Genomic DNA, 15,311 nt, shown 5'->3' on the forward strand with positions numbered 1-15,311 from the left:
CCCCCATTCCCCCTACGAACTTGGAGAGTTGATGTCCTCGCCTCCCTGGTTCCGGTCCCCGAGACCGGCCTGGCGACGCGGTCGCAGACGGGCCGCGATGGTCCTCGGCCTCGCGCTGTCCATAGGGCTGCTCCCGCAGTACGCCCCCACCGCCACCGCCGACAGCGGCCTCACCCGCCCCAAGTCGCAGACCGACCTCGACGACCCGGTGCGCGGCAAGAACGCCACCCCCGAGACCTTCAAGAAGACCGACCAGGCCGAGAAGGCCGCGGTCAGGAAGACCGAGAAGGCGCACTGGCCGGCGGCCGGGAGCGCCGAGGTCGAGCTCACGGGCGAGGCGGGCAAGGCGGGCAAGGCGGGCAAGGCCAAGGGGCTGCCCCTGACCGCGCAGGCGGCCGGCGGTGCCAAGGGGGCCGACTCCGTCCGTCTGGAGGTGCTGGGCCGCAAGGCCACCGAGGCGGCGGGCGTGGACGGCGTGTTGTTCACTGTTGCCCGCACCGACGGCGGCGAAGCCGCCGGACCGGCACGGATAGCCCTGGACTACTCGGACTTCGCCGACGCCTTCGGCGGTTCCTACGGCTCCCGGCTGCGGCTGGCCACCTATCCGTCCTGTGTCCTGACCACGCCGGAGAAGAAGGCCTGCTCGACGCCGACGTATCTCAAGACGTCGAACGACCGGGCCGATCAGACCCTGACCGCGACCGTCCAGGCGGCCGCTGACACGTCCGGCACCTCCACTCAGCTCCTCGAAGCCGGCACCGCCGACTCCTCCGCCTCCTCGGCCACCGTCGTGGCCGCCACCTCCGGCAGCAGCGGCGACGGCGGCTCCTACAAGGCGACCAGCCTCGCGCAGTCCTCCCAGTGGGGTGTCGACACCAGCTCCGGTGCCTTCACGTGGTCGTACCCGATGACCACCCCGCCGGTCCCCGGCGGCCTGCAGCCGACCATCGGCCTGAGCTACAACTCCCAGTCCATCGACGGCCAGACGGCGACCACCAACAACCAGGGCTCCTGGATCGGCCAGGGCTTCTCCTACGAGCCCGGCTACATCGAGCGCAGCTACAAGCCCTGCGCCGACGACGGTCATGCCGACACCAACGGCGACGAGTGCTGGGCGTTCGACAACGCCACGATCTCGCTGACCGGCGGCAGTTCCGGCAGGCTCGTCAAGGACAAGAGCGGCGAGTGGCGGATCAGCTCCGACGACAACTCCAAGGTCGAACACCTCACCGGCACCACCAACGGTGACGACAACGGCGAGTACTGGAAGATCACCACCGCCGACGGCACCCAGTACTGGTTCGGCCTCAACCGGCTGACCGGCTACGCGAGCGGCAACGAGGAGACCGGCTCCACCTGGACCGTCCCCGTCTACGGCGACGACGACGGCGAGCCCTGCTACAACGCCACCTTCGCCAACGCGTACTGCACCCAGGCCTGGCGCTGGAACCTCGACTACGTCGTGGACCCGCACGGCAATGCCCTCTCGTACTTCTACGGCACCGAGACCAACTACTACACGCAGGGCCTGAAGACCACGGAGAACGGCAAGGCCTACATCCGCGGCGGCTACCTCAAGCGCATCGACTACGGTCAGCGCGACAAGCAGGTGTACTCCACCAAGCCGGCCGCCCAGGTCGTCTTCACCACGGCCGAGCGCTGCGTGGGCTCCCTCACGGACTGCTCCGCCGGCGCCCTCACCGACACCACGGCCGCCGACTGGCCGGACGTCCCCTGGGACCAGAACTGCAAGGCGGGCACCAAGTGCCCCGGGCAGAACTCGCCGACCTTCTGGACCCGCAAGAAGCTCACCAAGGTCACCACGCAGATCCGCACCGGCGACTCGGCCTACACCCCGGTCGACGAGTGGAGACTCACCCACATCTTCACCGACAACGGTGACGCCTCGAAGTCCCTGTGGCTGAACAAGATCGACCACACGGGCAAGGTCGGCACCGACGCCTCGGTCCCGTCCGTGGAGCTGTACGGCACCCAACTCCCCAACCGTGTCGACGAGTCAGGCGACAACCTCCTGCCCTTCTACCGGTACCGGCTGTCGGGCGTCCTCAACGAGAGCGGTGGTGCGCTCAGCGTCAACTACGCCGGCAACCAGTGCACGACGAGCAACGTCCCGGCGGAGGACTCCTCCGTCAAGCGCTGCTTCCCGGTGAAGTGGAATCCGCCGGGTGTCACCGACCCGATCACCGACTGGTTCCACAAGTACGTCGTCGGCTCCGTCGTACAGACAGACCTGGTCGGCGACAACGCCGACCAGGTCACCACCTACACCTACGTCGGCGACGCGGGCTGGCGGAAGACTCCGGCCGACGGCATCACCAAGTCCGAGTACCGCACCTGGAGCGACTGGCGCGGGTACGGCAAGGTCCAGGTCGTCACGTCGGCCGGCACCAACTCCGCGTCCAACACGAAGACGGAGCACGTCTTCTTCCGCGGCCTCGACGGTGACGTCGACAAGGCCGGCGCGACCCGGTCGGTCAAGGTCACCGACTCCACCGGCGGCTCCTACGACGACTCCGACTGGAAGGCCGGCCAGGAGCTGGAGACGATCACCTACGACGGTGATGCGGTCACCGAGAAGTCGGTGACCGTTCCATGGACGGCGGTGACCGCGACCGAGGTCCGGGACTGGGCCACGTACCAGGCCCGCTATGTCGCGACCGGTTCGACGGACACGTACACGGCACTCGCGGCGGGCGGTTGGCGCCACCTCAAGTCGACCACGACGTACGACGGTTCGACCGGGCGCGCGCTGACGGTCGACGACGACGGCGAGGTCGGTGTCGCCGACAACCAGTGCACCCGCACCGAGTACGCCGACAGCGCGAGCGCGCACATCTACTCGCTCGTCTCCCGCGTGGAGAAGGTGGGGGTCGACTGTGCCTCGACCCCGAACCGCGCCAAGGACGTCATCTCCGACGAGCTGACGTACTACGACGGTTCGACGACTCTGGGCGCGGCGCCTACCAAGGGCGACCCGACCATGACGAAGCGGCTGCAGTCGCACAACGGCACCACGGCCACGTACCAGACGACCGCCGTGACCACCTACGACGACTACGGCCGCCCGAAGGTGGTGAAGGACGCGGAGACGGCGGCGTCGTCGACGCAGTACACCTCCTCGACCACGTACACCGACACGTACGGCCTGGCGACGAAGGCCGTCGTCACCAACGTCGACGGCTGGACGACCTCGACCGAGTACGCCCCGGCCTGGGGCCAGCCGACGGCAAAGGTCGACCAGAACGGCCTGCGAACGGACCTCGCCTATGACGGCCTCGGCCGCCTGGTCTCCGTGTGGCTGCAGGACCGCCCCAAGGGGAACAACTTCACCCCGTCCATCAAGTACGAGTACCTGATCCGTGGCAAGGACAACCCGACCGCCGTCCACACCCAGAAGATCGAGAACGACGGGACGTCGTACGGCAGCGAATGGTCGCTGTACGACGGCTGGTTGAGGCCCCGTCAGGAGCAGACCGAGGGCGAGGGCGGCCGCATGATCGCCGACACCCTCTACGACGGCTTGGGCCGCGTGGTGCAGGTCAACGACACCTACTTCACCTCGGGCGCCCCTTCCTCGACACTGTTCGACCCAGTGGACGCGGACCTGAACGCCCAGACGGTCACGTCGTACGACGGAGCCGGCCGCACCACGGCCTCGATCTTCAAGGTCAAGGGCACGGAGAAGTACCGCACGACGTACACGTACGGCGGCGACCGCGTCACGACCACTCCGCCGAAGGGCGGCGTCAAGACCACCGTCGTGAAGGATGCCCGGGACCGCACCACGACCCGGCTTCAGTACCCGGCGGACGGCGCCGCGGTCACCACCTCCTACGGCTACAACGCGGCCGGCCGGCTCACGAGAGTGACGGACGACAAGGGCAACAACTGGACGTACACCTACGACCAGTTGGGCCGGAAGTGGACGGCCACGGATCCCGACACGGGCTCTTCCTCGTTCACGTACGACGTACTGGACCGTCAGACGTCCGTCACGGTCAACGGCAACAAGACCTCGACGGTCTACGACGAACTGGGCCGCGTGGCCTCCACCTGGCAGGGTGAGCCGACGACGGGCACCAGGCTGTCGGTGTCCAAGTACGACTCGGTCTACAAGGGCGAGCTGTACGGCGTCTACACCTACAAGGACGGCGCGGTCTACTCCTCGGTGACCTACCCGACCCTCGACGTCAACAACGACTACCAGCCCCTCACGACGAAGTACTACCTGTCGAAGACGGCCGAGCCGCAGTTGGGCGGGACGTACGAGTTCGGGGTCGCGTTCAACCAGGACGGCACGGTCGACCACCAGACCCTGCCCGCGGTGGCCGATCTCTCCGGCGAGTCGGTGACGAACGTCTACGACGACCTTCGCCGCCCGGTGGGCCTCAACACCTCCCTCGGCGGCCTCAGGTACGTCACGGACGCGTCGTACTCCCCGACCTCCAATCTGGAGACGCTGGAGCTGTACACCGGCGAGTCGACGGCGAAGAAGACCTGGATCAACAACTACTACGAGGCGGGCACGGACCGTCTGACCAACTCCTCGGTACGCGTCGAGGGCGCGTCGGCCGTCGCCTACGACGCCGACTACACCTACGACGCCGCCGGAGACATCCTCTCGATCGCGGACACGCCGTCTGGCGGCACGAGCGATGTGCAGTGCTTCGCGTACGACGGTCTCGGCCGCGTCTCCTCGGCCTGGACGTCGTCGGTCGCGTCGAACGGCGCCAAGGGCACGGGCAGTACGGACGCGTCCTGCGCGTCAGGAGCCTCGGCGTCGACCGTCGGGGGAGTCTCCCCGTACTGGACCGACTACGGCTACGACACGCTCGGCAACCGCACCAGCGAGGTCCGGCACGGTCTGAGCGGCACGGCCACCTCCAGCCGCACCTACAAGTACGGCGAGACGGGCTCCGGCCCGAACGGCGGCGCATCCGGCCCGCACACCGTGTCGTCGGTGACGCAGCAGACCGCGGCGACGAGCACGACCCCGCAGGTGACGTCCCAGGACACCTACGTCTACGACGCCTCGGGCAACACCACCAAGCGCGTCCTGGACGGCGACACCCAGTCGCTGACCTGGGACAAGCAGGGCGAGCTCACGCAGGTCACGAACGCGGACGCGTCGGTGACGACGTACAAGTACGACGCCCAGGGCTCCCGGCTCCTCCGGGACACGCCGACCGAGAAGACGTTCTACCTGCCCGGCACGGAACTGCACTACGACAAGTCCACCGCCAAGGTCACGGCCACCCGCTACTACACCTTCGCCGGCACGACGGTCGCGATGCGGGAGGCGGACGGCGTCCACTTCCTCGCCTCCGACCACCAAGGCACGGCGGAGCTGGCGGTCGACGCGAAGACGGGTTCCACGACCCGCCGCCGCATGGACGCCTTCGGCAACGCGAGGGACGCGTCGACGTCGTCCGCCACGGGTTGGGTCAACGACAAGGGCTTCGTAGGCGGCACGGTCCAGAAATCCACGGGCCTGACGACTCTCGGCGCCCGCGAGTACGACTCGGACACCGGTCGCTTCATCTCGGCCGACCCGATCATCGACTACACCGACCCCCAGCAGATCAACGGCTACGCATACGCCAACAACAGCCCGGTCTCGAACAGCGACGCCTCGGGCCTGCGACTGGCCGACTGCATCGGCGGCTGGAACGAGTGCGGCCCGGGTCCGAAGAAGCACTCGGGCGCGGTCGACAGCGACGGCGACGGCAAGGCGGACACCAGCGGCGGCAACAGCACCTACACCGAAGCCCAGGCCAAGGCCGACCTCGCCCGCGACGCGGAGGACTCCGCGAAGCAGAAGGCGATCGCGATCGCCAAGGAACTCGGCAAGATCGCGGCAGACGAACTGGGCATCACGGACGCCCTGGACTGCTTCACCACGGGCAACCTCGCGGCCTGCGGAAACACGGCCCTGAACGTGGTGTCGTCCTTCCTGGGCGGCGGGCCGCTGGCGAAGCTGGCGAAGAAGTACCTGTTCCGGTGGGACAAGGCTGCGGCCTTGGCAAAGCGAGTCGTGGGTCTGGGCGATGACCTTCTGGACACCTTCAGCGAATGGCGGACGAGCCGGAAGGAAGCCAAACGCCTCAAAGAGCTCGCTGGTGCGTCGTGTCCGGTGAAGAAGCCGAACAGCTTCACTTCCGACACCAGAGTATTGATGGCTGACGGCACGACCAAAGCCATCACGGACGTGAAGATCGGTGACGAGGTCTTGGCGACGGATCCGGAGTCCGGCGAAACCAAGCCGGAAAAGGTCACCGCCGAGATCAAGGGCGTAGGCCTCAAACACCTCGTCAAGGTCACCGTCGACATCGACGGCAAGCAGGGCAAGAAGACGGCTTCCGTGACCGCCACCGATGGACACCCCTTCTGGGTGCCGGAGCTGCACGACTGGATCGACGCCACCGACCTGCGCGCGGGAGAGTGGCTGACCACCGGCTCAGGGACACGTGTCCAGATCACTGCGGTGAAGCGCTGGACTGCCCTGACGGCGACTGTGCACAACCTCACTGTCGGTGAGCTGCACACGTACTATGTGCTGGCGGGGGCCACACCAGTGCTCGTGCACAACGTCAACGAAGATTCGCTCTGCAATGTGACTCTTGGGCCGGCAATAAAGGGCCAGAAAGCAGAAGGAGTGACCGCTGAACGCGGTGACACTGTCCTCGCTCACGAGCAGCGGATGATGAACGAGTTCGGTGACCGAAATGGCTGTGCATCATGCGGGGCGACCGAATCGGGATACAAAGACGGTCACTGGACTGGTGACCACAATCCGCCGAATAAGCTCGCGCCCAACGGTCCGTGGACTCTGTATCCGCACTGCAAGGCATGTTCCAAACAGCAGGGCGGGATCGTGCGCACGCTACTCAAGGAGTACTATGACTTCCCGGTGTGGAAACCATGACTGTAGGTGGATTTAGTGATGCTCTTCGCCTCGTGCACGACAAGGTTCGCCCACGGTCTGGTTGTTGCTGCCGCGCCTGGGAGTGTCGACAACCATGCAGGCTGGGACGCGGCTGCTGACGTAGTGCACGGTGGTCCGGACTCCTTGTTCATTGCGGTGCAGCAAGCTGCCAGTGGTCCGGCGTCAGTCCAATGTGTGCAGGGGCCTTACCAGCCGAGTGGAAAGGTCCTTGTGTACTCAGGGAATCTGACTCTCCCCAAGGCATCCCTCGAAATTTCGGATCCGAACGAATCGGTGAGACTGCTGATTCCCGTTCCGAATGTAGATAATCGGGTCGACGTCTACGGAGACGGAACCGATGAGCCTGATGAGGTAATCATCGTTCTGACGGGCGATGAGTCGTGGTGATCCACAACCTCTGACGGAGGGGATCTGTCCGGCAAGTCGAACGGCACGATAGGTTCTCGTCTCTGCGTGATGCCTTTCGTCTTGACATAGCGGTGAATCGCCCCCTCTCGGAGCGCAAGAAGCCCCGCCGGATTCGTTCCGGGGGGCTTCTTGGGCGTCTGACGGCAAAGGTGACGGCAACGTCAGCGGACGACGGCTGCTGCGGGCGGGTCGTCAGGGTCGTCGTCCTGGGCAGCGAGGGCGTTGCCGAGGGTGTCCGATGGCTTGGCGTTGGAGGCGGAGTCGGAGTCGGACGTGGGCGTAGACGCCGACGGTGACGCCGATGTGAGCGTGGCTGAGCAGTTCCTTGATGATGACAAGATCGACGCCCTGTTCCAGGAGCAGGGTGGCGGTCGAGTGTCGGAGGTCGCGGAACCGGATGCGGCGGAGCCCGGCCCGGTGGAGGAGTCGGCTGAAGCTGCGGGTGAGATTGGCGGGTTCGAGAGGACTACCGGTGGTGAACACGAGGCCGTTGTCCAACCAGTCCATTCCCGCGGCCCGGCGTGCTTCCTCCTGCTGTTCCCGGTGAGTCTTCAGCGAGTTGACGCATTCGGTAGGGAGGGCGATGCGACGTTCGGAGGCGCGGGGCCACGTTTTTCGTCGATCATGTGTTTGTCATGGTCGAGGACCCGGAGAGCGCCTGTCTGCACGAGGACTGGGATCCCGCTACCGAGTACGTGAGCGCCGGCCCCGATTCCGTCTACCTGTCGGTCCAGCCTTCAGTGGACGGTCCGGTGGAGCTCGGAATCTTTGAGTCGGATTCGGGTCGTGCAGACGGGGTGGTCTACTTCGACGGCGAGATCGCTACAAATACAGGCTCGATCACGATTCATGACGCCAACGATGTGGTGCGCTTCACCGTTCGTAGGCGTAGGGGACAGGTCCGGGTCAAGGTGTTGGCGGATGAGGCCGGGCTGGCAAGTCGGATGAGGATCGTCTTCCTCACCGAATAGTTCGACGACGGTCCGTGAGGAGGCCCTGCCGGGTTCGCCCGCAGGGCCTCCTCCCGTCTCAGAACTTGTTCTTGGGCGTAATCCCCAGCGAAAGCCCCGAAAGCCCCCGCTGCCGTCCCCCCAGCTTCCCCGCGATCCCCCGCAGCGCAGCGCCCGCCGGGGAGTCCGGGTCCGTCAGGACGACCGGCTTGCCCTCGTCGCCGCCCTCGCGGAGGCGGACGTCGATGGGGATGGAGCCGAGGACCGGGACCGTTGCTCCCGTCGTGCGGGTCAGGCCGTCGGCCACCGACTGGCCGCCGCCCGTGCCGAAGACGTCGACCATCTCGCCGCAGTGCGGGCAGGGCAGGCCGGACATGTTCTCGACCACGCCGACGATCTTCTGGTGGGTCTGGACCGCGATGGAGCCGGCGCGCTCGGCGACCTCCGCCGCCGCCTGCTGGGGCGTGGTGACCACCAGGATCTCCGCGTTCGGGACCAGCTGGGCCACCGAGATCGCGATGTCGCCCGTGCCGGGGGGCAGGTCGAGCAGCAGGACGTCCAGGTCGCCCCAGTAGACGTCCGCCAGGAACTGCTGGAGCGCGCGGTGGAGCATGGGGCCGCGCCACACCACCGGCGCGTTGCCCGGCGTGAACATGCCGATCGAGATGACCTTCACGCCGTTCGCCGACGGAGGCATGATCATGTTCTCGACCTGGGTCGGCCGGCCGTCGGCGCCCAGCATGCGCGGCACCGAGTGGCCGTAGATGTCGGCATCCACGACACCGACCTTCAGGCCGTCCGCCGCCATCGCCGCCGCAAGGTTCACCGTCACCGAAGACTTGCCGACGCCGCCCTTGCCGGACGCGACCGCGTACACGCGCGTGAGGGAGCCCGGCTTCGCGAAGGGCACCTCGCGCTCGGTCTGGCCGCCCCGCAGGGCCGTCGCCAGCTCCTTGCGCTGCTCGTCGCTCATCACGTCGAGCGTGACGTCCACGCGCGTGACGCCCTCCACCGCGGAGACCGCGTCCGTGACGCGCTGCGTGATCGTCTCGCGCATCGGACAGCCGGAGACCGTCAGGTACACGGTGACCGCGACCGCCCCGTCCGCCCCGATCTCGACCGACTTGACCATCCCGAGCTCGGTGATGGGGCGGTTGATCTCGGGGTCGTTCACCGTCGCCAGTGCCTCGCGCACCGCGTCTTCGCTAGCCATAAGACGATGGTACGGCCCCCGGCAGGCCCTCCAGTAAGCCCGTCAACGGTCTTCTACGTCACGTCCCGACGGCCGATTCAGCCGTTCTGACGGGAATGTGACATGCCCGTCGTGCTGCCTCGCCTCCAGCTCCTTCATCAGGTCCTGGAGCTCCGAGCGGATCCAGTCACGGGTCGCCACCTCCCCGAGGCCGATCCTGAGCGAGGCGATCTCGCGGGTCAGGTACTCGGTGTCCGCGATCGACCGCTCGTTCTGCTTGCGGTCCTGTTCCAGGTTGACCCGGTCCCGGTCGTCCTGCCGGTTCTGCGCGAGCAGGATCAGCGGGGCGGCGTAGGAGGCCTGGAGGGACAGCATCAGGGTGAGGAAGATGAACGGGTAGTTGTCGAAGCGCAGGTCACCGGGCGCGAAGATGTTCCACAGCACCCACGCGATGATGACGATCGTCATCCAGACGATGAACCGGCCGGTGCCGAGGAAGCGGGCGATGCGTTCCGACAGGCGTCCGAACGCCTCAGGGTCCCACTCGGGCAGCAGCCTGCGGCGCGGCGGGCGCGGCTGGTCGAGGCGGGCCCGGGGACGGCTCGTCGCCGTGGCGCCGGACGGAGTGCGTTCGCGGGCACCGGCGGAGCTGCGCTCGCGGTTCGGGGTCTCGCGCTCAGGCGTCATGGTGGGCCACCCCCTCCGCACCCTCCGCGTCGAACTCCGTCTCCCGCCAGTCCTCGGGCAGCATGTGGTCGAGTACGTCGTCCACGGTCACCGCGCCGAGCAGCGAGCCCGAGTCGTCGACCACGGGCGCCGCGACCATGTCGTACGTCGCGAAGAACCCGGCGACGACCGGCAGGGTCGCGTCCGGATCGAGGGCCTGCAGGTCGTCGTCGACCATGGAGCTGACGAGGGTGTACGGGGGGTCGCGCAGCAGCCGCTGGAAGTGGACCGTGCCGAGGTACTTGCCGGTCGGGGTCTCGTCCGGCGGGCGGCACACGTAGACCTGGGCGGCCAGGGCGGGGGAGAGGTCGGCGTTGCGGACCCGGGCGAGCGCGTCGGCGACGGTCGCGTCCGGCCGTAGGACGATCGGCTCGGTGGTCATGAGACCGCCCGCCGTGTGCTCCTCGTACGCCATCAGGCGCCGCATGTCGGCCGCGTCGCCGGGCTGCATCAGGCTCAGCAACCGCTCCTGCTCCTCCGTGGGGAGCTCGGAGAGCAGGTCGGCCGCGTCGTCGGGGTCCATGGCCTCCAGGACGTCGGCGGCCCGCTCCTCCTTCAGCTTGCCGAGGATCTCGATCTGGTCGTCCTCGGGGAGCTCTTCCAGTACGTCGGCCAGGCGGTCGTCGTCGAGGGCGGCCGCCACCTCCGCGCGCCGCTTGGGGGAGAGGTGGTGCAGGACGTTGGCGAGGTCGGCCGCGCGCAGCTGCTCGAAGGTGGCCAGGAGGCTCTCGGCGCCCTGTCCGTGCTCCTCCAGCGTGAAGCCGGTGACCGCGGACCACTCGACGGTCAGCGCCTCGCCCTTGCGCCGGAACGCCCCGCCCTTGCCGCCCTTGCGGACGAAGACGCGGTCGATCTCCCAGTCCCGGCGGGCCGGCAGATGGTGCACCGACGCGTCGAGGACGGTGACCTGCTCGCCCGTCTCCACGAGCGTGACCCGCCGGTCGAGGAGCTCGCCGAAGACCAGGCGCTCGGTGGGCCGTTGCTCGAAGCGCCGGACGTTGAGCACACCGGTGGTGATGACCTGGCCGGACTCGATGCTCGTGACCCGGGTCATGGGCAGGAAGATGCGGCGCCGGGTGGAGAGTTCGACGACCAGGCCGAGCACCCGGGGCGGCCTGCGCCCGACGCGCAGCACGACGACCAGATCGCGCACGCGGCCCACCTGGTCACCGTTGGGATCGAAGACGGCGACACCGGCGAGGTGCGAGACGAAGATCCGGGGGGCTCCGGCTGCCATGGCTGTGCTTCCTTTGCATACGAGGCTGTGTACGAGGCCGCGTACGGGTGTGCGTACGGGGTGTTTTGTTCGTCGGTCGTTGTCCGGATTGCCCGCTCGGGAGGGCTTCAGGCTAGCCCGTACCGATCGGATACGCCCTGGTGAGCAGTCCGGACGGACTGGCTCCGCCCGGGGCCCGGGGCCCCGGTACGCTGCCGTACGCCGCTGAAGGACCCTCGTCGGAAAGGCAGCCCCACCCGTGACCGCGATTCCCCAGGGCCGTACCCGCAGGACCGTTGTGGTGGGCGCGATGTGCGCCCTGGTCGTCACGGGAACGGGTCTGACGGGCTGCAGCGAGGACCCCGACGCGGGCACGAACGGGGTCGGCAAACTGCCCGCCGAACAGATCCAGTCGAAGACGCGAGCGGCCGCCGAGTCCGCCGACGCGCTGCGCCTGTCGGGGAACGTGGTCACCAGCGGGCGCACATACAAACTCGACATGCGCCTGAAATCCGACGGCGGCTCCGGATCGGTCACCGCGGAGGGGGCCACCTTCCATCTGCTGCGGATCGGCGAGGAGCTGTACCTGAAGGCCGACGCGGGCTTCTGGACCCAGGCCGACGGCAAGGGCGGGGAGTCGGACGCGGCCGCCGACAAGCTCGACGGCAAGTACGTGAAGGTGCCGTCGGGCGACCCGGCGTACAAGAAGTTCAGTGGTTTCACGGACAAGGACGTTCTCCTCGACGGACTTCTGACGCTGCACGGCAGCCTGGACACCGACGGCCACCACGAGCAGGCGGGTACCCGCACGATCCGCATCACGGGCGACAAGGGCGACGGCGGCACGCTGGACGTCTCCCTGGAGGGACAGCCGTACCCCCTGCGCCTCGCCCGCGCGGGCGGCGCGGGCACGCTGACCTTCTCCGCCTGGGGCAAGGACTTCCCCCTGGCCGAGCCGGGCAAGGACGAGACGGTGGACTACGGCAAGCAGCTGCCGACGTCCTGAAGCGGTGCCGGCGTCCTGAAGAGGTGCCGGCATCCTGAAGCAGCTGCCGACGACGCCGTGAAGCAGTGCCGACGTGCTGAACCAGCAGCCGCCGGCCTAGCGTTTGCGCCGTTTCATCAGCAGCCGCGGCAGCCCCGCCGGGATCGGCTCACGCGTGGTCGCCGGTGTCGGCAGCGGCGGTTCGGCCAGGTCGCCCTCGGGCAGCGCCGCCGTGACCCCGGTCGGTTCGAGCCGGAGCACCCGGCACTCCCGCGACCAACGGTCCGTCATCGCCTCGCCGTCGGGGGCGTTGAGCCGCTTCCCCTTGAGCTCACCGACGGCCGCCTCCCACGCCTCGGACCCCGGCGGCAGTTCCACGACCTTCGCCGCCCAGGAGACCAGCCGGCCCCCCTTGTCCTTGCTGCGGACGGTCACCTCGGCGGTACCGCCGTCGGTCAGCCCGGGCAGCGGCTGTTCACCGGGCCCGTCGCCGACCAGACAGGCCGCGCCCTCGTGCCAGACATGCCACAGAGCACGGGCCGGCGATCCGGGCCCCTCGACCCAGACGAGGCCGGACTTCTTGGTGGCCTCCTCGATGAGGGCCCGGTCGAGCAGCTCGGTTGCCATGGCGCCCACTCTAGAGCCAGCCGTTGCGCTTGAGGGTGCGGTGGATGCCCATGCAGATGACACCGGTGATCGCCATGATCACGGGGTAGCCGAACCGCCAGTGCGTCTCCGGCATGTAGTCGAAGTTCATGCCGTAGACCCCGCACACCATCGTCGGTACGGCGATGATCGCGGCCCAGGACGTGATCTTCCGCATGTCCTCGTTCTGGGCGACGGACGCCTGCGCGAGGTTGGCCTGGAGAATCGAGTTGAGGAGCTCGTCGAAGCCGAGGACCTGCTCCTGGACGCGGGCGAGGTGGTCGGCGACGTCCCGGAAGTACTTCTGGATGTCGGGGTCCACGAGCCGCATCGGCCGCTCGCTGAGCAGCTGCATGGGCCGCAGCAGTGGGGCGACGGCCCGCTTGAACTCCAGCACCTCGCGCTTGAGCTGGTAGATGCGCGCCGAGTCGACACCGCGCGAGACCTTGCCGCCGCGTCCCGGGGTGAACACCTCGGTCTCGACCTCGTCGATGTCGTCCTGCACCGCGTCGGCGACCGCGACATAGCCGTCGACGACGTGGTCGGCGATGGAGTGCAGCACCGCGGAGGGGCCCTTGGCGAGCAGCTCGGGGTCGTCCTGGAGGCGGTGGCGCAGCGCCCTGAGGGAGCCCTGGCCGCCGTGCCGGACGGTGATGAAGAAGTCCCGGCCGGTGAAGCACATGACCTCGCCGGTCTCGACGATCTCGCTGTTGGCGGTGAGTTCGTCGTGCTCGACGTAGTGGATGGTCTTGAAGACGGTGAACAGGGAGTCGTCGTAACGCTCCAGCTTGGGCCGCTGGTGGGCCTGGACGGCGTCCTCGACGGCGAGCGGGTGCAGCCCGAACTCGCTTGCGATACCGGAGAATTCGGCCTCGCTCGGCTCGTGCAGACCGATCCACACGAACCCGCCGTCGCGGCGCACCTGGCGCATCGCCTCGTGCGGGCCCAGCTGGCAGTCGGTCTCCACCCGGCGGCCGTCGCGGTAGACCGCGCAGTCGACTACGGCGGAGGGCGTGGAGGGGTCGCGCGTCGCGTCGTACGCGCCGGTGTCCTTGCGCAGCGAGGGACGCGACGGGCGCACGGCGGCACGCAGGTCACGGATCATCGACATGGCAGGCTCCTTCGTGACGGGCAACAAAGGGCGCCGGCGAGGGATGGAACTACCCGGAATGGGGACGTCCTGCAAGGGGTATCCCCGCCCTTGAGGCAGGGGAAGGGTGTTTGGCACGTCCACAAAGCGGGGAGCACCGCACCGTCGCGGTGGCGAGCTTCGCTACTGATTCAGCTACTGCTGGCGATCAGACAGATCAGGCAAAACGAACGAAGTGCTCTTCCGCACGAAGACGCGAACGTGAGAGGCGGCGGTTGCCGAAAGTCACAGAGCTGCATCAGCGGCCGGAAGAACGAGTGGTACTACCAGGTCGACTTCGATCCATGACAGCCCCACCTCCTCCGGCCGGTCCCTCGTAAGGGACGATCCATTCCCGTAAGGGAGTCTCACTGGCGTCGGGACTCGATGCGCGACGCTTCAGAGTGCTGCCCCGACGACCGGGCCAGACTATCAGCAGGCCGAAGTGTCAAGGCGCTGCTTTGCCCGGTACTGACGAGTTCTATGCTCGCCGCATGGCAGATGTTCTTCCTCTCGTCGAGGCCCGGTTGCGCAGTGCGCTGGGCGATCCGGACGCGCGCGCGGCGGTCACATTCCTGGGCACGGACCGCATCGAGGTGCTCCGCTTCACCGACGGGGACGTCGTCCGCTACGCCACCCTCGGCATGTCCGCCCAGCCGATGAGCGACCCCACCGCGGTGCTCGCCGACCCGGTCAAGGGCCCGCGCGCCGAACTGGTCATCTCCGTACGGGGAGGGCTCGCCGACACCGACAAGGTGCTCCGCCCGCTCGCCGTGCTCGCCGCGTCCCCGCAGGTCGAGGGCGTGGTCGTGGCTCCGGGGGCCTCGCTCGACGTGGGCGAACCCCTGTGGCCCGGCGCGCCGTTCACCTCGGTCCTGGTCGCCGAGCCGGGCGGACTGGTCGAGGACCTGGAGCTCGACGAGCCCCTCGATCCGGTGCACTTCCTGCCGTTGCTCCCGATGACGCCGAACGAGGCCGCCTGGAAGCGCGTGCACGGCGCCCAGGCCCTCCAGGAGCGCTGGCTGACGAACGGGACGGACCTCAGGGATCCGTCCCGGAAGTCCGTCCCGCTGGAGTGAGCCTTGCGTGAGCA

At 68.0% G+C, this 15,311-nt stretch carries 9 protein-coding genes and 1 pseudogene; 4 read left to right on the forward strand and 6 right to left on the reverse strand.

Going from position 1 to position 15,311, the window contains the following annotated elements:
* Positions 1–31 precede the first annotated feature (31 nt).
* Complete coding sequence (locus IOD14_RS06595) at positions 32–6,946, forward strand: polymorphic toxin-type HINT domain-containing protein (RefSeq protein ID WP_249125856.1); 6,915 nt, start codon at positions 32–34, stop codon at positions 6,944–6,946.
* Positions 6,947–7,536: 590 nt separating this feature from the next.
* On the opposite strand, the pseudogene IOD14_RS06600 reads toward IOD14_RS06595, so the two are convergent.
* Positions 7,537–7,978 (reverse strand): annotated as a pseudogene (locus IOD14_RS06600) (tyrosine-type recombinase/integrase); the annotation flags it as partial.
* Positions 7,979–8,010: 32 nt separating this feature from the next.
* On the opposite strand from IOD14_RS06600, the gene IOD14_RS06605 reads away from it, so the two are divergent.
* Positions 8,011–8,346, forward strand: coding sequence for a hypothetical protein (locus tag IOD14_RS06605; protein WP_212669860.1), 336 nt, complete (start codon positions 8,011–8,013; stop codon positions 8,344–8,346).
* Positions 8,347–8,404: 58 nt separating this feature from the next.
* Here IOD14_RS06605 and IOD14_RS06610 read toward each other — a convergent pair whose 3' ends face one another.
* From IOD14_RS06610 to IOD14_RS06620, 3 genes are read right to left on the reverse strand one after another with little or no spacing between them, the layout of a single operon-like run.
* On the reverse strand, positions 8,405–9,538 hold the full coding sequence (locus IOD14_RS06610) for an Mrp/NBP35 family ATP-binding protein (RefSeq protein WP_123991486.1): 1,134 nt from the start codon (positions 9,536–9,538) through the stop codon (positions 8,405–8,407).
* Positions 9,539–9,580: 42 nt separating this feature from the next.
* Positions 9,581–10,204, reverse strand: a complete 624-nt coding sequence (locus IOD14_RS06615) for a DUF1003 domain-containing protein (protein ID WP_212669861.1) — start codon at positions 10,202–10,204, stop codon at positions 9,581–9,583.
* Positions 10,194–11,480, reverse strand: coding sequence for a CBS domain-containing protein (locus IOD14_RS06620; protein ID WP_123991488.1), 1,287 nt, complete (start codon positions 11,478–11,480; stop codon positions 10,194–10,196). Before IOD14_RS06620 ends, IOD14_RS06615 begins: the two co-directional genes overlap by 11 nt.
* A gap of 238 nt (positions 11,481–11,718) precedes the next feature.
* On the opposite strand from IOD14_RS06620, the gene IOD14_RS06625 reads away from it, so the two are divergent.
* A complete protein-coding gene (locus tag IOD14_RS06625; RefSeq protein ID WP_123991489.1) occupies positions 11,719–12,465 on the forward strand; it encodes a hypothetical protein in 747 nt (248 codons plus the stop codon).
* Positions 12,466–12,561: 96 nt separating this feature from the next.
* On the opposite strand, the gene IOD14_RS06630 is transcribed toward IOD14_RS06625, so the two are convergent.
* On the reverse strand, positions 12,562–13,071 hold the full coding sequence (locus tag IOD14_RS06630) for a hypothetical protein (RefSeq protein ID WP_123991490.1): 510 nt from the start codon (positions 13,069–13,071) through the stop codon (positions 12,562–12,564).
* A 10-nt stretch (positions 13,072–13,081) separates the two neighbouring features.
* Complete coding sequence (locus IOD14_RS06635) at positions 13,082–14,200, reverse strand: magnesium and cobalt transport protein CorA (RefSeq protein WP_123991491.1); 1,119 nt, start codon at positions 14,198–14,200, stop codon at positions 13,082–13,084.
* A 512-nt stretch (positions 14,201–14,712) separates the two neighbouring features.
* Here IOD14_RS06635 and IOD14_RS06640 point away from each other — a divergent pair.
* Complete coding sequence (locus IOD14_RS06640; RefSeq protein ID WP_123991492.1) at positions 14,713–15,297, forward strand: suppressor of fused domain protein; 585 nt, start codon at positions 14,713–14,715, stop codon at positions 15,295–15,297.
* Positions 15,298–15,311: the final 14 nt, after the last annotated feature.

Origin of the sequence: Streptomyces sp. A2-16, assembly GCF_018128905.1 — a bacterium.
GTDB lineage: Bacteria > Actinomycetota > Actinomycetes > Streptomycetales > Streptomycetaceae > Streptomyces.